18 protein-coding genes and 1 pseudogene are annotated in these 18,580 nt (G+C 75.4%); 7 read left to right on the top strand and 12 right to left on the bottom strand.

All coding sequences use genetic code 11. From position 1 onward, the window contains the following. Positions 1 to 379: 379 nt before the first annotated feature. Both QMQ26_RS11000 and QMQ26_RS10995 read right to left on the bottom strand, forming a co-directional pair. Positions 380 to 1,009 (bottom strand): response regulator, encoded by a 630-nt coding sequence (locus QMQ26_RS11000; RefSeq protein ID WP_100835979.1) that lies wholly within the window; start codon positions 1,007 to 1,009, stop codon positions 380 to 382. A 228-nt stretch (positions 1,010 to 1,237) separates the two neighbouring features. After that, on the bottom strand, positions 1,238 to 2,512 hold the full coding sequence (locus QMQ26_RS10995) for a sensor histidine kinase (protein ID WP_282205584.1): 1,275 nt from the start codon (positions 2,510 to 2,512) through the stop codon (positions 1,238 to 1,240). Between the two features lie 392 nt (positions 2,513 to 2,904). On the opposite strand from QMQ26_RS10995, the gene QMQ26_RS10990 reads away from it, so the two are divergent. Next, entirely contained in the window at positions 2,905 to 3,462 is a 558-nt protein-coding gene (locus QMQ26_RS10990; RefSeq protein WP_100835977.1) for a GlcG/HbpS family heme-binding protein, read from the top strand. A 124-nt stretch (positions 3,463 to 3,586) separates the two neighbouring features. Here the strand turns inward: QMQ26_RS10990 and QMQ26_RS10985 are convergent, their stop codons facing one another. From QMQ26_RS10985 to QMQ26_RS10965, 5 genes and pseudogenes are all read right to left on the bottom strand, one after another. Continuing rightward, positions 3,587 to 4,042, bottom strand: a complete 456-nt coding sequence (locus tag QMQ26_RS10985; protein ID WP_282205583.1) for a DUF7144 family membrane protein — start codon at positions 4,040 to 4,042, stop codon at positions 3,587 to 3,589. A gap of 170 nt (positions 4,043 to 4,212) precedes the next feature. Then, on the bottom strand, positions 4,213 to 5,256 hold the full coding sequence (locus QMQ26_RS10980) for a serine hydrolase domain-containing protein (protein WP_282205582.1): 1,044 nt from the start codon (positions 5,254 to 5,256) through the stop codon (positions 4,213 to 4,215). A gap of 97 nt (positions 5,257 to 5,353) precedes the next feature. Continuing rightward, the gene (locus QMQ26_RS10975) at positions 5,354 to 5,752 is read right to left on the bottom strand and encodes an ACT domain-containing protein (protein WP_100835974.1); all 399 of its coding nucleotides are present in this window, start codon (positions 5,750 to 5,752) and stop codon (positions 5,354 to 5,356) included. 180 nt (positions 5,753 to 5,932) lie between these two features. Continuing rightward, a pseudogene (locus tag QMQ26_RS10970) lies at positions 5,933 to 6,249 on the bottom strand (aminoglycoside phosphotransferase); the annotation flags it as partial. 524 nt (positions 6,250 to 6,773) lie between these two features. Beyond that, a complete protein-coding gene (locus QMQ26_RS10965) occupies positions 6,774 to 7,415 on the bottom strand; it encodes a DUF4265 domain-containing protein (RefSeq protein ID WP_282205581.1) in 642 nt (213 codons plus the stop codon). Between the two features lie 191 nt (positions 7,416 to 7,606). On the opposite strand from QMQ26_RS10965, the gene QMQ26_RS10960 reads away from it, so the two are divergent. After that, positions 7,607 to 8,287: a PadR family transcriptional regulator gene (locus QMQ26_RS10960; RefSeq protein WP_100838445.1), complete on the top strand. Its 681-nt coding sequence runs from the start codon at positions 7,607 to 7,609 to the stop codon at positions 8,285 to 8,287. 25 nt (positions 8,288 to 8,312) lie between these two features. On the opposite strand, the gene QMQ26_RS10955 is transcribed toward QMQ26_RS10960, so the two are convergent. After that, complete coding sequence (locus QMQ26_RS10955; RefSeq protein ID WP_100835972.1) at positions 8,313 to 8,528, bottom strand: hypothetical protein; 216 nt, start codon at positions 8,526 to 8,528, stop codon at positions 8,313 to 8,315. A 417-nt stretch (positions 8,529 to 8,945) separates the two neighbouring features. Between QMQ26_RS10955 and QMQ26_RS10950 the strand changes: the two genes are divergently transcribed. After that, on the top strand, positions 8,946 to 9,641 hold the full coding sequence (locus QMQ26_RS10950; RefSeq protein ID WP_100835971.1) for a bifunctional DNA primase/polymerase: 696 nt from the start codon (positions 8,946 to 8,948) through the stop codon (positions 9,639 to 9,641). Positions 9,642 to 9,758: 117 nt separating this feature from the next. On the opposite strand, the gene map is transcribed toward QMQ26_RS10950, so the two are convergent. Then, complete coding sequence (gene map / locus QMQ26_RS10945; protein ID WP_282205579.1) at positions 9,759 to 10,604, bottom strand: type I methionyl aminopeptidase; 846 nt, start codon at positions 10,602 to 10,604, stop codon at positions 9,759 to 9,761. On the opposite strand from map, the gene QMQ26_RS10940 reads away from it, so the two are divergent. Then, positions 10,603 to 10,947: a hypothetical protein gene (locus QMQ26_RS10940; protein ID WP_282206729.1), complete on the top strand. Its 345-nt coding sequence runs from the start codon at positions 10,603 to 10,605 to the stop codon at positions 10,945 to 10,947. The two genes, map and QMQ26_RS10940, sit on opposite strands and share 2 nt — an antisense overlap. 7 nt (positions 10,948 to 10,954) lie before the next feature. On the opposite strand, the gene QMQ26_RS10935 is transcribed toward QMQ26_RS10940, so the two are convergent. Further along, positions 10,955 to 12,250 carry an MFS transporter gene (locus tag QMQ26_RS10935; RefSeq protein ID WP_100835968.1) on the bottom strand — a complete coding sequence of 432 codons (1,296 nt, stop codon included), beginning with the start codon at positions 12,248 to 12,250 and terminating at the stop codon, positions 10,955 to 10,957. 138 nt (positions 12,251 to 12,388) lie between these two features. Beyond that, the gene (locus tag QMQ26_RS10930; RefSeq protein WP_100838444.1) at positions 12,389 to 12,967 is read right to left on the bottom strand and encodes a hypothetical protein; all 579 of its coding nucleotides are present in this window, start codon (positions 12,965 to 12,967) and stop codon (positions 12,389 to 12,391) included. A gap of 47 nt (positions 12,968 to 13,014) precedes the next feature. Between QMQ26_RS10930 and npdG the strand changes: the two genes are divergently transcribed. Both npdG and QMQ26_RS10920 read left to right on the top strand, forming a co-directional pair. Then, positions 13,015 to 13,791 carry an NADPH-dependent F420 reductase gene (gene npdG, locus QMQ26_RS10925; RefSeq protein ID WP_282205578.1) on the top strand — a complete coding sequence of 259 codons (777 nt, stop codon included), beginning with the start codon at positions 13,015 to 13,017 and terminating at the stop codon, positions 13,789 to 13,791. Positions 13,792 to 13,919: 128 nt separating this feature from the next. Further along, complete coding sequence (locus QMQ26_RS10920) at positions 13,920 to 14,114, top strand: hypothetical protein (RefSeq protein WP_100835967.1); 195 nt, start codon at positions 13,920 to 13,922, stop codon at positions 14,112 to 14,114. 22 nt (positions 14,115 to 14,136) lie between these two features. On the opposite strand, the gene QMQ26_RS10915 is transcribed toward QMQ26_RS10920, so the two are convergent. Continuing rightward, on the bottom strand, positions 14,137 to 14,949 hold the full coding sequence (locus QMQ26_RS10915) for a site-2 protease family protein (RefSeq protein ID WP_100835966.1): 813 nt from the start codon (positions 14,947 to 14,949) through the stop codon (positions 14,137 to 14,139). A 294-nt stretch (positions 14,950 to 15,243) separates the two neighbouring features. Between QMQ26_RS10915 and QMQ26_RS10910 the strand changes: the two genes are divergently transcribed. Continuing rightward, the gene (locus QMQ26_RS10910) at positions 15,244 to 18,579 is read left to right on the top strand and encodes an ATP-binding protein (protein ID WP_282205577.1); all 3,336 of its coding nucleotides are present in this window, start codon (positions 15,244 to 15,246) and stop codon (positions 18,577 to 18,579) included. The last annotated feature ends 1 nt before the right edge of the window (position 18,580 follow it).

The raw sequence follows: 18,580 nt of genomic DNA, 5'->3' as shown, positions 1-18,580 counted from the left end.
GGCGAAGACGGCGACCGAGGGGAGCAGGAACACCCAGGCGAGGCCGTGCTCCCCGAGGCGGCGCGGCGGCGCCTGCGGGGGTGGTGCGGTCGGCATGGGGCGCGTCCGCCTTTCGTGACGTCGGTTCCGGCCACACCGTGTCGCGCCCGGACGACAGGCCGGCGAGGGGAGGGTGAGCGGGGTGTGGCGCGTTCCTTACGCGTTCGCGTCACACCGGCGGGCCCCGTGTGGTTACCCCTCTCCCGGGACTTCTGCACCTCCCAGTTGTCACCGGATCGTCAGTTTCCTTGGCTGGGGCGGCTGTTGGGGCGGCTGTTGGGGCGCGGCTGGTGCCTCGCCGGCCTGTTCGGTTGTCAAGGAGCGGACGGATGGCGGGAGTTCAGCGCAGCAGACGGCGCTCCTTGGCGATGGCCACCGCGCCGGAGCGGGTGTCCACGCCGAGCTTGGCGTAGATCCGGCCGAGGTGGGTCTTGACCGTCGCCTCGCTGATGAAAAGCGCCCGGGCGATCTCCCTGTTGCCCAGGCCCTGGCCGAGCTGGTCCAGGATGTCCTGCTCGCGGTCGGTGAGCTGGGGGAGCGGGGAGCGCATCTGGGCCATCACCCGGGAGGCGATCGGCGGGGAGAGCGCGGGCCGGCCCGCCGCCGCGGCGCGGATCGCGGCGAACAGCTCCTCCGGCTTCTCGGCCTTCAGCAGGTAGCCGGTGGCGCCCGCGTTGATCGCCCGGCTGACGTCGGTGTCGGTGTCGAAGGTGGTCAGCACCAGGACGTGGCTCTCCCCGGGCCCGGCGAGCACCCGCCGGGTGGCCTCCACGCCGTCGATGCCGCCGCCCAACTGGAGGTCCATCAGGACCACGTCCGGCCGGAGGGCGGCGGCCAACGAGACCGCCTCCTCGCCGGTGCTGGCCTCGCCGACCACCTCGATCGCCGGGTCGCTGGACAGCAGGGCCAGCAGCCCGGCCCGGACCATGGCGTGGTCGTCGCAGATGACCAGCCGGACGGTGTCGTTCATGAACCCGCTCCTTCCGTGTTGTCCTCGCCGTGGGGCCCCGGGCCCGGAGGTCGCCCTCGGCCGGGCGTTCCCGCCGACCGACGCTATCGGCCGGGGTGGCCGCCGGGACGGTTGCCGACTCGCTGCCGACTCGCTGCCGGGTCGACGCCGGGTTGACGCCGGGTTGACGCCGGACCACCGCCGGACTGCCTGCGCGGGCGCGGCCGAGCGCCGCCGCCGGGTCGCTGCTCAGCGGCCCTCCAGCGGGACGGCCGCGGAGACCACCGTGCCCTCGCCCGGGGCGGACTCGACGGTGAGCGTGCCGCCGAGCTGGCGCAGCCGGGCCCGCATCGCCGGAAGCCCGTGCCCCCGGTTCCCGCCGACCGACCGTTCGCCGCGTCCGCCGTGCGCGCCGTGCGCGCCGCGTCCGCCGGGCGTGCCGGGCTCGCCGCGTTCGCCGGGCCCGTCCCGCCCGGGCCGTTCGCCCCGCCCGGACCGGCCCGGGGTGAAGCCGCAGCCGTCGTCCGCGACGTCCAGCACCGCCTGGTCGCCCAGGTAGGACAGCGTGATCGAGGCGTGCTCGGCCCGGGCGTGCTCCCTGGTGTTGGCCAGCGCGCCCTGCGCGATCCGCAGCAGCGCGGACTGCGCGGCGACCGGCATCGGCGCGGGGGCCCCGTCCAGGTGGAAGCGGACGGCCAGGCCGCTCTCGGCGGCCTCCCGGTCGGCCAGCGCGGCCAGCGCGTCCTCCAGGGTGCCCTGCTCCGCGAGGTCGGCCGGGGCCAGGTCGTGGACGAAGCGGCGGGCCTCCGCGAGGTTCCGCGCGGCGATCGCGGCGGCCGTCCGGACGTGGCCGCGGGCCGCCGCCGGGTCCTGCTCCCACGTCCGCTCCGCGGCCTGGAGCAGCATCCGCTGGCTGGACAGGCCCTGGGCGAGGGTGTCGTGGATCTCGACGGACAGTCGCTCCCGCTCGGCCAGCGCGCCCTGCCGGCGCTCCACCGCGGCCAGCTCCCGCCGGGTGCGGATCAGGTCGATGATCAGCTTCCGCTGCCGGGCGCCCTGCCGCTGCATGTACAGGAACACCGCGGTGGCCAGCGCGGCGACGGCCGGGGGCAGCAGCAGCATCGTCGGGTCGAAGCCGCCGGGCAGCCGCAGCTCGGAGACCACCACCAGCACCGTCAGCGCCGTCACCAGCGGGATCGCGGCCCGCGGCGGCAGCGCCCGGAGCACCGTGTACACCAGCGGGACGGCGCACCAGGCGAAGCTCGGCGCCATCAGCACCAGCACCGCCCAGCTGGCCAGCACCGCCGCCAGCCAGGGCTGCCGCCGCTCGGACAGCCCGGACAGGTGGCCCACGGCCAGCGCCAGGCTCAGGCCCACCACCCACGGCGTCAGCGGGCTGTACAGGTGGTGCGCCAGGTACCTCGCCAGCGAGGTGCCGAGCAGCAGCACGAAGGCCAGCCGCATGACGACCGTGAGCCAGCCCGCGTCTGGGTCGACGGCCCGGGACAGGGGTTGACGCATCATGGCTGCCTCCTTCGTCCTCGTCGTTCCCGGCGGCGTGCTGCCTGCGTGCCGCCGACGTGTCGCCGACGTGCCGCCGACGTGTCGCCGACGTGCCATCGGCACGCCCCGGGCCTCCCGACGGGCGCACGGCGCGTCACCTCCGCTCGCGGAGCATCACGCTGCGTCACGCCCGTCATAGCGATGGTGGACCGGGACGGCGGCCCGCACATCCACCGATCGGTTGACACGGATGTCGTCCATCATGCGCCGCAGAGCGAGCCGGTTCGCCGATCCGGGGAGGGGGTGCCGGGGCGAAACATGGATGGCGAGGCCGGAGCGCACCGCGATCCGGCGCCGAACGAACCCCCTCCCGATCCCCGATGCGCCCGATACACCCGATACAGGAGCCGAAAATGAAGAAGCTGAGCACCCGCACCCGCGTCGTCACCGGTGCCGTCACGGTCGTCGCGGTCGGTGCCGGCGTCGTCGGTGCCGTCTCCGCCAGCGCCGAGACCCCGCAGGCGGCCCCGGCCGGCGCCGTCCACGCCGACGTGCAGAACAAGAACACCTTCCAGTCCACCCACCTGACGGTCGAGGCCGCCACCAAGGCCGCCCAGGCCAGCCTGGACGCCGCCGCCAAGGCCGGTCAGAAGGTCTCCGTCGCCGTCGTCGACCGCAACGGCAGCGTGATCGTCGAGCTGCGCGGCGACGGCTCGGGCCCGCAGTCCTTCGAGTCGGCCGAGCGCAAGGCGTACACCGCGGTGTCCTGGAACGCGCCGACCTCCGAGCTGGTCAAGCGCCTGGCCCAGGCCCCGAACCTGAAGGACATCCCCGGCACCCTGTTCCTGGGCGGCGGCGCCCCGGTCCAGGTCAAGGGCGCCCCGATCGCGGCCGTCGGCGTGGCCGGTGCTCCGAGCGCGGACCAGGACGAGCAGTTCGCCCAGGCGGGTGTGGCCGTGCTCAACAGGTGACCCGCCCCGGGTGACGCCGCCGGCCGCCCCCACACCCGGCGGCGCACAACCCCGCGGGCCCGCCCCCGGAGGAGCGGGCCCGCGGGCCCCCACGGCGTACCCGTAGGGCAGTCCGGGCGGCGGCTCAGTCCTCCCGGTAGGCGCACAGCGCCCAGATCACGAACACGTCCAGCGCGATGATCACCAGCGACCACAGCGGGTAGTACGGCAGCGCCAGGAAGCTGCCGATCAGGCTCAGCGCGGCCAGGAAGATACCGACGATCCTGGCCCAGGCCGCGCCCTGGATGACGAAGAAGCCGGCCAGCGCGACCAGCGCGCCGATCACCAGGTGGATCCAGCCCCAGGAGGTCAGATCGAACCGGAAGACGTACCGCGGCGTGCTGACGAAGACGTCGTCCTCGGCGATCGCCATGATCCCGCGGAACACCTCGAGGATGCCGTTGACCAGCATCACCACACCCGCGAACAGCACCATCCCGGAGACCCAGCCCTTGTTCCGGTGGCCCTGGGGACCACCGGTGGTACCACCGGTGCGGGAACCGGCGGGCGGTGTCGCGGTCGGACCGACAGACGAGCTCATGGAACCTCCTAGGCCGAAGCAGGTCTTGCCCCGACCCTCCGCCCCCGTCCGCCCCCGGGCATTCGGGCGACTCCGTCCGGGTGAACCCGCCCCCGTCCGCCCCCGCCCGTTTCTTGCCCGGCCCCGCCCGGTCCCGCCCGTTTCCCGCCCGGCCGCCGGGTGCCGCGCGGTCAGCCGCCGGGCAGTAGGGAGCGCAGCGCGCGGGCGCGCAGCTCGGCCAGCCGGGTGCGGTCCCAGCCGTGGTAGACGGCGTTGGTGCAGAGCACCACGAAGCGGCGGGTGCGCGGGGCGAGGTAGAGGCTGGTGCCGGTGAAGCCGTGGTGGTAGGCGACCGAGCCCTTCGCGGTGACGATCCAGGCCAGGCCCCGGGCCAGGTCCGGTTCGACGGGGACCAGCGGGCGGCGGCTCAGCGCGAACCACTCGGGCAGCGGGCCGGACGGGGCGAGCAGGTGCTCGGCGAAGGCGGCCAGGTCGGCGGCGGACGAGAACACCCCGGCGTGCCCGGCCACCCCGCCGAGCAGGGCCGCGCTCGGGTCGTGCGGGATGCCCCAGGTCCGGGGCGCGCCGCGCAGCCGCTGCTCGGTCGGCGCGAGCCGGGCGTCGCGCGGCAGCGGGCCGTACGCGGTGGCGTCCAGGCCGAGTCCGCGCCACAGCGCGTCGGCGAGCACCGCCAGTGGTCGGCCCAGCAGTTCGGGCAGCAGCAGGCCGAGCAGGATGAAGCCCCGGTCGATGTACCGGTGGTGCGCGCCGGGCACCGAGACCAGCGGTTCGGCGCACAGATGCTCGATCAGCGGCCGCCCGCTGTGCTGGTAGCGGGCCAGGCCGGTCTGCGGGAGCAGCCCCGAGGTGTGGTTCAGCAGCTGGCGCACCGTCAACTCGCTTCCCGGCGAAGGCAGCTGGGGCAGCGCGGCGCGCAGCGGGGCGTCCAGGTCGAGCAGCCCGGCGCGGACGGCGGTGCCGACCAGCGGCCAGGTGGCGAGCACCTTGGTCAGCGAGGCCAGGTCGTAGCGGGTGTGCTCGTCGGGGCGGGCGTCGCCGCACTCGGGGGCGACCACCCCGCGGCTGACCACGGTCCGGCCCGCCCCGGCCTGACCGGCCACCAGCACCCCGCCCGGGAACTGCCCGCCGTCCACCGCCGCTCCGAGCAGGGCCCCCAGTGCGGTGGCGGTGGCGGCGGTCCAGTCGGTGGCAGGCTGCTGCGGATCGGCTGACACGGCGTCCCTCTCGTCCGGACCGGCGGGGCCTTCCCCCGGATTGTCACCCGCCCCGGCCGCCGGGGCCAGGGTGCCGGGGCCCGGCCGGTCCGAGGGGTCAGGAGCGGGGCGCCGAGAGCGAGTTGAGCGCCTCCAGGGCCCGGTCGGCCTCGTGGACGGGCACGAACAGGTGGTCGTGGTGGAAACCGGCCACCACGTTGCAGCTGATCCCGCGGTCGGCGAGCGCGGTGGCGACGGCGGCGGTCAGCCCGACCGCCTCCAGCGCGGAGTGCACCCGCAGGGTCAGCCAGGCGGCGACGTACGTGTACGGCAGGCCGAGCGCGTCGGCCTCCTCCTCGGCGACCACGAAGGTCACCCCCTCGGGTTCGGCCACCGTCACCACCGGCCGCAGCCCGGCGGGCACCCGCCCGGGGAGGGTGCAGTAGACGTAGCGGCCCGGGTTGCGGACGGGGCGCAGGCCGGAGAGCAGGGCGTCGAGGTCGTGTTCGGCTGCCATGGCGTCACGGTAGTGGGTCCGAACGGGTCGGCGGGAGTGGCACGGGCCCGTGTCGGACGGCGGGTCAGCCCGCGGCGGTGGCGAGCAGCCGGTTCAGCGGGGCGTGGGCGGGCGGACCCCAACCGGCTTTGCCGCCGGGGCGGCCGTGCTCGCCGGCGTGCCCGATCAGCAGGCGGACCAGGGCGCGCTGGGCGGCCAGGTGGTGACGATCCAGGGCCGCGGGAACCGCGCGGACGGCTCACCCAACCGCTGCGGCACGGGCACCGGCAGCGGCAGCTCCGGCGCGAGCCCGGGCAGCCAGGCGTGCTCCTTGCACAGCAGCGCGTCCGCCGACCCGGTCGCCCAGGGCAGCCGCACGGCCGGCCCGTCACCGAGCCACCAAAGCTGGTTGTCCCACCCCCGCGCACCGAGCACGAGCGGCAACCCGGCCAGATCGGGATGCTGCTCGCGCAGCAGGCCCGCACCAACTCCGCGGTGATGTCGGCCGGTTCGCCGATCGAGCTGTCCGTCGTGCACCGCACCCCTGGCCGGGCACCCACCACGACACCCGGGCCACCCCCCCGACCGGCCCGCCGCCACCGGATCTCCCCCGCGCTCCGCCCGGAGTGTGACGCACCCTCAGCCGCAGCCCCCGCGCGTGTCCGGTAGAGGTGTGTCCGCCTGTGGTTCCCCCCCACGCGATCGGCCCGGCGGTCATATGCCGGTCCGGAGAACTGACGGTTTCCACGCCGGGCGAGGTGACGCAGACCGGCTGGGCGCCGCCCGGACGCCACGGTCAGCCCCGGCCATGGGACCGTCGGCAGAGCCGAGTTCACCGGCATGACCACCGCCGCGTCCGGGATGCTGCGAACGACGCGTTCGAGACGTCCCGGTTCCGCCCGGCGGCCTGGCCCGGGACGACCTCGGCCGTCAACTGCCCGAGGCCGCCGGGGAGGACCCGCCGAGCGGCGGGCCCGGAGTGCGGGCGGGAGCTGCGAGAGCCCGCTCACGGCCACCCGGCACCCGCCCTTCGGCGCCGGGTTCAGGGAGCGGCGTTCTCCCGGTCGCCGTTTCCGATCCACCACTCGATGCCGTGGTCGCTCGCGGCCCAGCTGTCCATGAGCTGCTCGATCACGGGCAGGCCGACCGAGCGGCTGACGGTGGCGACGACGAAGCGCAGGTCCGGTGGTGCCTCGGCCAGGCCGTCGAGGACGTCGACCGCCCTCCTGAGCTCCGCGAAGGACTCGGGGGTGAAGCGGCCCTGTCGATAGGCCTGAACGCACAGGTTTCCGCCCCGCTCGACGACCTCGAACTCCCCTTCCTCGCCGACCCGGAGCACGTCGCCAGCCGCACATCCGAGCACCAGGCCCGGGCTGCCGGCCAGTTCGAACGAGCCCGACTCCCGCGGCCGCGCGGGCAGCACCTCGAACACCGGGCGCCCGGAGGATGCGTGACCGGCCAGCAGGCGTATGTGGACGACAGCGGGTGACTGCGGGGTGGGCGTCATACGCGTGATCGTCCCACGACGGCAGGCGGAACGGACGTGGCTGTCGATCACCTCGGAGACGCCCCGAGTCTCGATCTGCCGATCGCGCAGGTCAACGATCAGCTCGCTGTCCGTCACCTCGGCAGAGCGGCGAGCCGACCGCCGGCCGAAGAGGCAGGACCAGATCGGCTGGGCCATGGGGCGATGTCACCTCGGTCGATTCCCGGCAGCAGTCCGACTTCGATGACACACCGTCCACCTCCGCTGCCGCAGGTCGGAGACGGGCGCGTCGGAACTGGTTGCCATCCGATAGTTAGCGATATATCGTTGAGGTATCGAGATGCTTCGGTAGTCGGAGCGTCCGCACTGTGGAAAGACAGGTGTTCGTCATGCGTTACGACAAGCGTTTTGGTGGAGAAGGCCGGCGTCGTTGGGCCGAGGGCCCGGGGCGGCCGGGGCGTGCGGGGGTGCCCGGTGAGGGGGTCGACGAGTTCGAGGGGCGGGCCGCGTTCGGGCCGTTCGGGGCGCCGGGGCGGCCGATGCCGCCGTTCGGGCCCGGGTTCGGGCCGCGCGGGCGGGGGTTCGGCGGGCACGGGCCGCGCGGGCACGGAGGTGGTCGGCGCGGTGGGCGGGCCAGGCGCGGTGACGTGCGGGCCTCGCTGCTCGCGCTGCTGCGGGAGCGGCCGATGCACGGCTACGAGATGATCACCGAGATCGGTGAGCGCACCGGCGGGGTCTGGCGGCCCAGCCCGGGCTCGGTGTACCCGACGCTCCAGATGCTGGAGGAGGAGGGGCTGATCAAGGCCAACGAGGAGTCCGGCAAGAAGCTGTTCGAACTGACCGAGCAGGGCCTGGCCGAGGCCGAGCGGGCCGGTGAGTCCCCGTGGGACGAGGCCGGTCGGCAGGGCGACTGGGAGGCCGTGCAGGAGGTCGGCATCGCGCTCGCGGCGGTGGACCAGGCGGTGCGGCAGGTCATGACGACCGGCACCGAGGAGCAGCGGGCCAAGGGCCTCGCGGTGCTGGCCGAGGCGAAGAAGAAGCTCTACCTGATCCTGGCCGAGGAGGACTGAGGCGACGGGGGCGAGCGGGGCCGGGTCAGCCCTCGGGGTCGTACTCGTAGCGCCAGCGGTAGCGCCCCTTGGGGCCGTGCTCCTTGGCGCGGCGGTAGACCAGGGTGGTCGCCGGGGTGTCCCCGTGCGCGGGGACGGGCACCCGGTAGACCTTGGGGACGCTGTGCATCATGCCCAGCAGGACCGGCAGGACCCGGCCGTCCAGCGGGCCCCCGGTGAACTCGGTGTCGGCGCTCTTCACCCGACCAAGGGTAGGCGCGCCGCCGGGGAGGCGGACCGCCCGGGTACGTCCGTTCCGGGCCGGGGGTGTGGGGCGGGTGTGACGGGGGCGGCACCGCTCCCGGTCATCCGGAGGGTTCCGGGAGCCTTATCCTGCTACGTACGCCCCCGGGGTTCACCCGGGTCCGCGGGCCCGTACGGGTCGGGCGGGGCGCACCGAGGTGCGTCCGCCCGCCGGGCGCGACTCTCGCGCCCCGTACCCGACCCCGGACGTCGGCCGCCCGGAGACCCCGGCCCGGTCGACGGCAGGACGCCCCCGCGCGCGGTGCACCCCTCCGGGAAGCAGCGAGCGGCTCCGTGCGTTGGCGTCGGTTGTTGCGTCGGTGGCCGTGCCGTACCTGGCACGGCGACTCGGACAGGTGCGTGCGGAAGGGGCCAGATGGAAACCAGCAGCAGGTGGACGTCCTGGTGGCGGCGGGAGCGGCGGGACCGCCCCGGTGCCGGAGGGGACGCGGCCGCGAGGCTGGATCTGCTGCTGGGGGCGGCCGGGGCGGGTTTCCCGGTGGCGCCCGCGGCGCACCCGGCCGGGCACCGGTGCTCGTGCGACCGGGTCGGCTGTCCGGCCCCGGCCCAGCACCCGCTCTCCTTCGCCTGGCAGTCCCAGGCCACCACCGACGCCGAGCAGGTGGCGCGCTGGCTCGACCGGGAGCCGGAGGCGAACTTCGTCACCGCCACCGGCCGCGCGCACGACGTGCTGGACGTGCCGGCCGAGGCGGGCGTGCTCGCCCTGCGGCGGCTGGACGCGCTCGGCGTGGGCGGCCCGGTCGCCGCGGTCGGCGCCGACCGCTACCTCTTCTTCACCGCGACCCGCGGCACCCCGCAGGACGAGGACGAGTGGTGGACCAGCGCGCTGGACTCCACCCCCGACACCGTCTCCGAGCACCCCGGCCTGCGCTGGCACTGCCGCGGCTCGTACACCCTCGTCCCACCGGCCGCGCTGCCGGACGGCTCCGAGGTGCGCTGGCTGCGCGGCCCCGAGCAGCCCCTGCCGGACCCGCTGCGGGTGCTGGACGTGCTGACCGACGCGTGCACCGAGGTCGGCGCGGTGGCCCAGGAGCAGTGGCTGATCGGCTGAACCGGCCGCCCGGCCGGCCCGCAGGAACGACGGCGCACGGCAGCGGCCCGCCACCCCGTACCGCACGGGGTGGCGGGCCGCTGTGACGCGCCGTCAGGGCGGTCGGCGAGGCGGGCGTCAGGGCAGGGTGAGGACCTCCGCGCCGTCCGCGGTGACCAGCAGGGTGTGCTCGAACTGGGCGGTGCGCTTGCGGTCCTTGGTGACCACCGTCCAGCCGTCCGGCCAGATGTCATAGTCGTAGCTGCCCAGGGTGAGCATCGGCTCGATGGTGAAGGTCATCCCGGGCTTGATCACCTGGGTGGCCCGGTCGCTGTCGTAGTGCGGGATGATCAGGCCGGAGTGGAACGAGGTGTTGATGCCGTGGCCGGTGAAGTCGCGCACCACCCCGTAGCCGAAGCGCTTGGCGTACGACTCGATCACCCGGCCGATCACGTTGACCTGTCGGCCCGGCTTGACCGCCTTGATCGCCCGGTTCAGCGACTCCTCGGTGCGCTCGACCAGCAGCCGGGACTCCTCGTCCACCTCGCCGCACAGGTAGGTGGCGTTCAGGTCGCCGTGCACGCCGTGGATGAACGCGGTGGCGTCGATGTTCACGATGTCGCCGTCCCGCAGCACCGTCGAGTCCGGGATGCCGTGGCAGATCACCTCGTTGATCGAGGTGCAGATCGACTTCGGGAAGCTCCGGTAGCCGAGGTCCGACGGGTACGCGCCGTGGTCGCACATGTAGGCGTGCGCGACGGCGTCCAGCTCGTCGGTGGTGACGCCGGGGGCGATCAGCTTCGCCGCCTCGGCCATCGCCCGCGCCGCGATCCGGCCGGCGATCCGCATCTTCTCGATCGTCTCCGCGTCCTGCACCTCGGGGCCGGTGTACGGCGTCGGCGCGGGCTTGCCGACGTACTCCGGACGCGCGATGTGCGCGGGGACCTTGCGGGTGGGGGACAGCGTGCCGGGTACCAGAGCCATGACGGCGAGTGTATCGGCCGCCGCCCGCCCGCCCCCGGCCGCGTGTAGGGCCGCCGCGGCGGGAAAGGATCACCACCGACCGCCGCGGCCCGCCCGCCGCGGCGCCCACCAGGACGGGAGACCAGACGATGGCGTTCGGCCGCAAGCCCACCGGGCAACCGGGGAGTGGTTCTACTGCATCAAGCACGGCAAGGTCGAGGAGGGCCCGGACTGCCCGGCCAAGGACCGGCTCGGCCCGTACGCGAGCCGGGAGGAGGCCGCGCACGCCCTGGAGACCGCCGCCGAGCGGAACCAGGAGTGGCGGGACGACCCGCGCTGGAACGACGACGAGCCCAAGGGCTGACGGACCGTCAGGAGACGCCGGCGGCCTGGCGCTCGTGCTGGTCCCGCACCGCCAGCGCGTGCGGGTCGGTGCGCGAGTCCCAGGCCAGCAGCCTCGGGATCGCCGCGGTCAGCGCCAGCACGCCCAGCACGCACAGCGCGCCACCGGCCCAGATCGAGCCGCGCACCCCGGCCAGCGCCGCCATCCCGCCGGCCCGCACCTGGCCCAGCTGCGGGCCCACCGAGTAGGAGAGCACCTCCACCCCGGCGAGCCGCCCGCGCAGCCCGTCGGGGATGGACTGGTTCCAGATCGTCGACCGGGCCACCCCGCTGACCTGGTCGGCCCCGCCGGCCAGCGCCAGGAACAGCAGCACCAGCCAGATGTTCCCGACCAGCCCGGCCAGCGCCACCGCCCCGCCCCAGCCGAGCGCCGCGAACAGCAGCATCCGGCCGTGCCGGTGCACCCGGGCCGTCCAGCCGCCGGTGGCCGCCACCACCAGCGCCCCGGCCGCCGTCGCCCCGTACAGCAGGCCCAGCGCCCACTCCGCGTCCAGCTCCGCGGCCAGGAACGGGTACAGCGCCACCGGGTAGGCGAACACCATCGCCACCAGGTCGATCGCGTACGTGCCCAGCAGGTCCTTGCGGCTCCAGGCGTACGCCAAGCCCTGGCCGATGGTGCGCAGCGAGGGGGCCTCGGCGCTCTCGGCGGGCGGCACCGGCCGCATCCGGACGATCAGCGCCAGCGAGAGCAGGAAGGTCAGCACGTCCAGCGCGTAGGCGCTGCGGGCGCCGGCCACCGCGACCACCACGCCCGCCAGCGGCGGGCCGGCCACCGAGGCGACGTTGCGGTACAGCGAGTTGAGGGCGAACGCGGCGGGCAGCTGGTCGTGCGCCACCACCCGGGGGACCATCGAGTCCAGCGCCGGGCGCTGCAGCCCGGCCAGCGCCGCCGTCAGCGCCGCGACCAGGTAGATCGGCCACAGCAGCGGGTGCGGCAGCAGCGCGTTGGCCAGCAGCAGCGCCGACAGCAGGGCCAGCCCGGCCTCGCTGAGCAGCACCAGGCGCCGCCGGTCCAGCGCGTCCGCCAGGGCACCGCCCCACAGGCCGAACACCACCAGCGGCACCAGCTCGAACGCGCCGACCAGGCCCACCGCGAAGGTCGAGTCGGTCAGCTGCTTGAGCTGGATCGGCAGCGCCACGAACGACAGGAAACTGCCGAAGCCGGTCACGCACCCCGACGCCCAGAGCAGCCGGAAGTCCCGGGAGGCGCGCCAGGGCGTGAGATCCGGGAGGAGCCTGCGGAGGAACGGGGCGGTACGTGTCACATGGCCAGATGGTGCGCGACCGGGACGGGCCGGGGCAACCGGTTTTCCGGAGCTGCGGCGGCGCGGGGCGACGGTGGCAGCGGTGGCGGCGGTGGCGGCGCGGCCGGGGCGGCTCCGGTCGGGCCCGGACGGCCCCGGCTACCAGCGCAGCACCGGCGAGGCGGCCAGCCGCTCCGCCAGCCGGGACAGCCGGAAGCGCGACGGGGCGGTCGCGGCGGCCGAGCTGACCAGGTGCTGGACCAGCTCGAACGGCTCCGGCGCGGCCTCCGGCACGGTGAGCCGCTCGTGCGCCAGGTCGGTCAGCTCCGGGTCGCCGTCGTCCAGGGCCAGCAGCACCGCCCCGGCCCGGCGGGCGTCGTCCAGCCGCTCCAGCAGCGGCGCGTCGGCGGGGCCGGGCGCCACCAGCAGCACCGTCGCGCCGGCGCGCGCCTCCGCGAGCCGGGGCAGCCCGCAGGCCAGGTGCTCCGGCGCGCCGGTCGGGACGGCGTGCCGCAGCAGCGTCGGGGCCAGCTCCGGCAGGCCCCCGTAGGCGGCCTCGTCGCTCAGGTGCGCCGCCAGGTGCCACGGCTCGTAGCGGGGGGTGCCGACCAGCAGCAGGCCGGTCGCGCTGCGCCTGGTCACCGAGCCGCGCAGCGCGGAGGCGAAGGCGCCCGCCCGCTCGGGCCAGCCGGTGCCGGCCAGCGACTGCCGGAGTGCGGAAACTCTCACCGCGTCCATGCGCGACAGCATGCTGCCCCGACGCCCGGTTTGGCAGGATCTTGGCCATGACGCAACCCGATTCAGTGAACGCGACGGCAGTGAACGCGACGGCAGTGAACGCGACGGCGGCCGACGAGACGGCCGCGAGCGCGACGGCCGCGAACGCGACGGCCGGACCCGGCCGGAACCTGCCCGACGTCTCCCACCTCGTGGTGGGGGTCATTGGCGGCACCGGCGACCAGGGCCGCGGCCTCGCCCTGCGGCTGGCCAGGGCCGGACAGCAGGTGGTGGTCGGCTCCCGCAGCGCCGAGCGCGCCGCGGCCTGCGCCGCCGAACTGGGCCTGGGCATCCGCGGCGCCGACAACGCGGCCTGCGCCGCCGCCAGCGACGTGGTGATCGTCGCGGTGCCGTGGGACGGCCACGCCGAGACGCTGACCTCGCTGCGCGCCGAACTCGCCGGGAAGATCGTGGTGGACTGCGTCAACCCGCTGGGCTTCGACAAGCAGGGCGCCTACCCGCTCCAGGTCCCCGAGGGCTCGGCCGCCCAGCAGGCCGCCGCGCTGCTGCCCGACTCCACCGTCACCGCCGCCTTCCACCACCTGTCGGCGGTGCTGCTCCAGGACGAGAGCGTGGAGCGGATCGACACCGACGTGATGGTGCTCGGCGAGGACCGGACCGCCACCGACACCGTGCAGGCGCTGGCCTCCCGGATCCCCGGCATGCGCGGCGTCTTCGCCGGGCGGCTGCGCAACGCCCACCAGGTGGAGTCGCTGGTCGCCAACCTGATCTCGGTCAACCGCCGCTACAAGGCCCACGCGGGCCTGCGGATCACCGACGTGTGAGCCCGGCGCGCGCCGCGGCCCCGCCCGTGCCCCGGCGCGCGCCCCGCCGGGCCCCACCCCCCGGCCCGGCGGACCCGTTCGGTCGGCGAGAATGGCCGGGCACACCGCCACTCCGAGGAGCCCCCGCCATGCCCCGCAACGCCCTGTACGCCTCGATCGTCCTCGTCCTGGCGGTGACCGCCGCGGTGGTCTCCTTCGTCAAGGGCAACTGGCTGGGCGTGGTGTGGATTCTGATGGCGGGCGTGGCCAGCAACATCGCCTGGTACCACGTCCGCAAGGACCGCGCCGAGCGCCGCGCCGCGACCGCCGCCGACCGGGGCTGAGCCGCCGGCCCTGCTGATTCCGCTAGTTCTGCCAGAACCGGAACAGGTGGTCGCCGAGCGCCGGGTAGACCGGGTCGACGCCGAACAGGTCGAAGACGTGCAGCGTCCCCTCCTGGAGCCACTGCCCGACCTGGCTCTGCCACACCAGCGCGAACAGCAGCAGCATGCCGTACGGCGCGTACGGCGCGATCGCCCGGCGGGTCCGGTACGACAGCCAGGGCTCGACGATGCCGTAGCCGTCCAGGCCGGGCACCGGCAGCAGGTTCAGGATCGCCGCGGTGACCTGGAGGTAGGCGAGGAAGCCCAGCGCGGCCGGCAGCGGCGAGAGCGGGTACTCGATGCCGTCGGCGCTCGACGGCAGGTCCGGGTTGTCGAACCAGCCCTGGCTGATCAGCACCAGCGTCACCACGCCGAACGCCACGTTCACCAGCGGCCCGGCCGCCGAGATCAGGCTGTGCTTGAGCCGGCCGGAGATCCGGTCCCGCTCGATGTACACCGCGCCGCCGGGCAGGCCGATCCCGCCCATGATCACGAAGACCACCGGCAGCACGAAGCTCAGCACCACGTGCCCGTACTTCAGCGGGTTCAGGGTCAGGTAGCCCTTGGTGCCGACCGTGAGGTCGCCGCCGGCCAGCGCGGTGCGGGCGTGCGCGTACTCGTGCAGGCAGAGCGAGACCATCCACCCCGCCACCACGAACAGGAACACGCCCATCCGGTCGTTGCCCCAGCCCGAGGCCAGCGCGATGCCGGAGGCGAGGAAGGTGCCGGCCAGCGCCAGGAAGATCGGGCTGACCCGGCTCTCCGCGCTGCGCTGGCCGGTGCTGGCGTAGGTCATGACGAGAGGGCTCCGGGGATGGGGGGCGGGACAGGCGTCCGATCATGCCGCCGACCGGGCGCGGCAGACAAGCGGCAGGCAAGCGGCAGGCAAGCGGCCCCGGGTGAACGCACGGGAGCGGACGGACGTTCCACCTCGGACTGTCCCACCCGGCCGGGCCCCCGGACAGGCTCCCGGACCGCCCCCGGACCGCCCCCCGGACCGCCTCCCGGGCCGGCCCCCGGCCGGGCGTTCGGTACGGGCGTTCCGTACGGGTGTGCGTCCGGCCCCCGGCGCGTCCCCCAGAATGGGCGGGTGCACTACGGCATCCTCGGCACCACCACCGCCCACCACGACGACGGCACCCCGGTCGCGCTCGGCGGCGCCCGGCTGCGCGCCCTGCTGGCCGCGCTCGCCCTGCGCCAGGGCCGTCCCGTGCCCGCCGAGCTGCTCGCCGACGAGGTGTGGGCCGACGAGCCGCCGCAGGACGCCGCCGCCGCGCTGCAGACCCTGGTCGGCCGGCTGCGCCGCACGGTGGGCCGGGCCGAGATCGGCTCCGGGCCCGCCGGGTACTGGCTGACCGACCCGCGCACCGACGTCGCCGAGTTCCAGCGCCGGGCCGCCGACGGCGCCCGCGCCCTCCGGGACGGCGACCCGGCCGCCGCCGCCGAGCAGCTCACCACCGCGCTCGCGCTGTGGCGCGGCCCGGCCCTGGCCGACCTGCCCGACCGCACCGCCCCCGCCGCCCGCCTGGAGGACCAGCGCGCGGAGGCCCGCCGGCACCGGCTGACCGCCGCGCTCGCCCTCGGCCGCACCGCCGAGGTCACCGCCGAACTCGCCGAACTCTGCCGTGACCACCCCTTCGACGAGCAGCTCCAGGCCCTCCAGCTGCGCGCCCTGCGGGCCGCCGGCCGCACCGCCGAGGCGCTCGACCGCTACGAGGAGGTCCGGCGCACCCTGGCCGACCGGCTCGGCACCGACCCCGGCCCCGAACTGCGCGCCCTGCACCAGGAGTTGCTGCGCGCCGAGGCGCCCCCCGCCCCGGCCCCCGCCGCCGCGCCGCCGACCGCCCCGGCGGCCGGCAACCTCCGCCCCGGCCGGACCAGCTTCGTCGGCCGGGACGGCGAACTCACCACCGTGGCCGACGCCCTGGCGGCCGGCCGGCTCACCACCCTGACCGGCCCCGGCGGTTCCGGCAAGACCAGGCTGTCGGTCGAGGCCGGCCGCCGCGAGCAGGACGCCGCCCGCTGGCCCGGCGGCGTCTGGCAGGTCGAACTCGCCCCGCTGGAGGACCCGGCCGCCGTCCCCGACGCCGTCGCCTCCGCGCTCGGCCTGCGCGAGACCGTGCTGCACACCGGCGGCACCGTCGCCGAGGCCATCGAGGGCGGCCGCAAGGACCCGGTCTCCCGGCTGGTCGACCACCTCGGCCGCCGCCGCGTCCTGCTGCTGCTCGACAACTGCGAGCACGTCATCCAGGCCGCCGCCGACCTCGCCGACCGGCTGCTCGCCGACTGTCCCGGCGTCACCGTGCTCGCCACCAGCCGCGAACCGCTCGGCGTCCCCGGCGAGTCCGTGCTGCCGGTCGAGCCGCTGCCGGACCCGACCGCGCTGCGCCTGCTCGCCGAGCGCGGCGCCGCCGCCCGCCCCGGCTTCCGCACCGACCAGGACCCGGCCGCCTGCGCCGAGATCTGCCGCCGCCTGGACGGCCTGCCGCTGGCCATCGAACTGGCCGCCGCCCGGCTGCGCGGCATGACCCCGCGCCAGCTCGCCGACCGCCTCGACTCCCGGTTCGCCCTGCTCACGGCGGGCTCCCGGACCCTGCTGCCCCGGCAGCAGACCCTGCGCGCCGTCGTCGACTGGTCCTGGGACCTGCTCGGCGACCGCGAGCGCGCCGCGCTGCGCCGGCTGTCGGTGTTCGCCGGCGGCTGCACCCTGGAGGCCGCCGAGCAGGTCGTCGCCGACGGCGAGCTGGTGCGCCGCGAGGAGGTCGCCGACCTGCTGCTCTCGCTGGTCGACAAGTCCCTGCTGGTGGCCGGGCTGGGCGAGCAGCCCCGCTACTGGATGCTGGAGACCATCCACGAGTACGCCGCCGAACGCCTCGCCGAGGCCGCCGAACCCGGGACCGGCCACCGCCACACCGCCCACTACCGCGAACTCAGCCGCACCGCCTACCTGAACCTGCACGGCCCCGGTCAGCTCGACGAACTCGCCCGCCTCGACCGCGAGCAGGAGAACGTCCGGGCCGCGCTGCGCCGCGCCGTCGACACCGGCCGGGAGCAGGAGGGCCTCGTCCTGGTCCTGTCGATGGCCGGCTACTGGATGCTGCGCGACTACCGCGCCGAGTCCCGCGCCTGGTACGACGCGGTCGCCGCGCTCGGCCCCGACCCGTACGCCGACGACGCCCCGCCGGCCGTCCCGCTCACCGTCGGGCCGCTGGACGCGCCGCTGCCGATGCCGCCCGAACTGCTCGACGAGGCCCGCCGCCAGCTCGGCCTGCACCGGCTGATCAGCCTGTTCTCCGGCGACCTGGGCCTGCTCGACAGCTCGGGCGCGCTGGACACCGCCGAACGCATCCTGGCCACCTACACCCCCGACCTGCCGCAGTCCTACCGGCAGCCGGTGCTCGCCCGGGTGTTCACCGTCTTCCTCACCGGCGAGATGGAGCGCACCCGCGAGGTGATGGACGACGCGGTGGCCGGCGCCCGGGTGCACGGCGGCCCGCTCGACCTGGCCTTCGCCCTGCAACTGCGGGCCCGGCTGCTCAACGACCTGGCCGGCGCGCTGGACCAGGCGATCGCCGACAGCGAGGAGGCGCTCGCCCTCTACACCGCGCTGGGCGACCGCTGGGGCATGTCCGACGCGCTCTCCGGCAAGGCCGAGAACGCCACCAAGTACGGCGACGTCGCCCAGGCCGAGGCGGCCTTCCGGCAGGCCATCGAGCTCTCCGTCCAGCTCGGCGCGCACCAGGAGGTCCCGATGCTGCGGGCCCGGCTCGGCGAGGTGCTGGCCGAGCGCGACCCGGAGGCCGGCGAGCGGATGGTCCGCGAGGCGGTCGCCGCCGCGTCCGAGGACCGGACCGACGCCGAGGGCGCCCGGATGTACGGGCGGCTGGTGCTGTGCAACCTGTCCGCGCGGCGCGGCGACTACGCCGGGGCGCTCGCGGTGCTCGACGAACTGCCGGTCGACCCCGGCGCGCGCGGCCCGGTGCCCTCGGTGTTCACCGGCATCGTCGGCTGCATCCGCGGCTGGGTGGTGGCCCGGGCCGGCGACCCGGTGGCCGGGCTGGAGCTGATGCGGGCCGGGCGCCGCGCGATGACCGAGGTCGAGGCCGGCGCCACCGTCTTCGTCGAGCACATGGCGATGATGCTGATGACCCCGGTGGCGGGCGCCCTGGTCGAGTACGCCCGCGCGTTCGACGAGCCCGCCGCCGCCCGCCGCGCCGCCGAACTGCTCGGCGCCCACGACGGCATCAGCGGCATGCCCGGCTCGTTCATGGAGCGCAGCGAGCACGCCCGGTGCGTCGCCGCGGCCCGCGAACTGCTGGGCGAGGACGACTACCTGGCCGCGTACGAGCGGGGCGGACGCCTCACGCTGCGTGAGGCGTCCGCCCTGTTGAACGATCCCGGCCCGTTCGGCGCCGGGTCCTCCTGAC

This window comes from Kitasatospora fiedleri, assembly GCF_948472415.1.
GTDB classification, from domain to species: Bacteria; Actinomycetota; Actinomycetes; order Streptomycetales; family Streptomycetaceae; genus Kitasatospora; species Kitasatospora fiedleri.
Note: the sequence above shows the minus strand (reverse complement) of the source record. Positions and strands in the feature narration are given on the sequence as shown.

Bases quoted from the DNA above. Each gene is read 5' to 3' on its own strand.
- QMQ26_RS11000 (WP_100835979.1), bottom strand. From the start codon at position 1,009: ATGAACGACACCGTCCGGCTGGTCATCTGCGACGACCACGCCATGGTC.
- QMQ26_RS10995 (WP_282205584.1), bottom strand. From the start codon at position 2,512: ATGATGCGTCAACCCCTGTCCCGGGCCGTCGACCCAGACGCGGGCTGG.
- QMQ26_RS10990 (WP_100835977.1), top strand. From the start codon at position 2,905: ATGAAGAAGCTGAGCACCCGCACCCGCGTCGTCACCGGTGCCGTCACG.
- QMQ26_RS10985 (WP_282205583.1), bottom strand. From the start codon at position 4,042: ATGAGCTCGTCTGTCGGTCCGACCGCGACACCGCCCGCCGGTTCCCGC.
- QMQ26_RS10975 (WP_100835974.1), bottom strand. From the start codon at position 5,752: ATGGCAGCCGAACACGACCTCGACGCCCTGCTCTCCGGCCTGCGCCCC.
- QMQ26_RS10965 (WP_282205581.1), bottom strand. From the start codon at position 7,415: ATGGCCCAGCCGATCTGGTCCTGCCTCTTCGGCCGGCGGTCGGCTCGC.
- QMQ26_RS10960 (WP_100838445.1), top strand. From the start codon at position 7,607: ATGCGTTACGACAAGCGTTTTGGTGGAGAAGGCCGGCGTCGTTGGGCC.
- QMQ26_RS10950 (WP_100835971.1), top strand. From the start codon at position 8,946: ATGGAAACCAGCAGCAGGTGGACGTCCTGGTGGCGGCGGGAGCGGCGG.
- QMQ26_RS10940 (WP_282206729.1), top strand. From the start codon at position 10,603: ATGACGGCGAGTGTATCGGCCGCCGCCCGCCCGCCCCCGGCCGCGTGT.
- map (WP_282205579.1), bottom strand. From the start codon at position 10,604: ATGGCTCTGGTACCCGGCACGCTGTCCCCCACCCGCAAGGTCCCCGCG.
- QMQ26_RS10930 (WP_100838444.1), bottom strand. From the start codon at position 12,967: ATGGACGCGGTGAGAGTTTCCGCACTCCGGCAGTCGCTGGCCGGCACC.
- npdG (WP_282205578.1), top strand. From the start codon at position 13,015: ATGACGCAACCCGATTCAGTGAACGCGACGGCAGTGAACGCGACGGCA.
- QMQ26_RS10920 (WP_100835967.1), top strand. From the start codon at position 13,920: ATGCCCCGCAACGCCCTGTACGCCTCGATCGTCCTCGTCCTGGCGGTG.
- QMQ26_RS10915 (WP_100835966.1), bottom strand. From the start codon at position 14,949: ATGACCTACGCCAGCACCGGCCAGCGCAGCGCGGAGAGCCGGGTCAGC.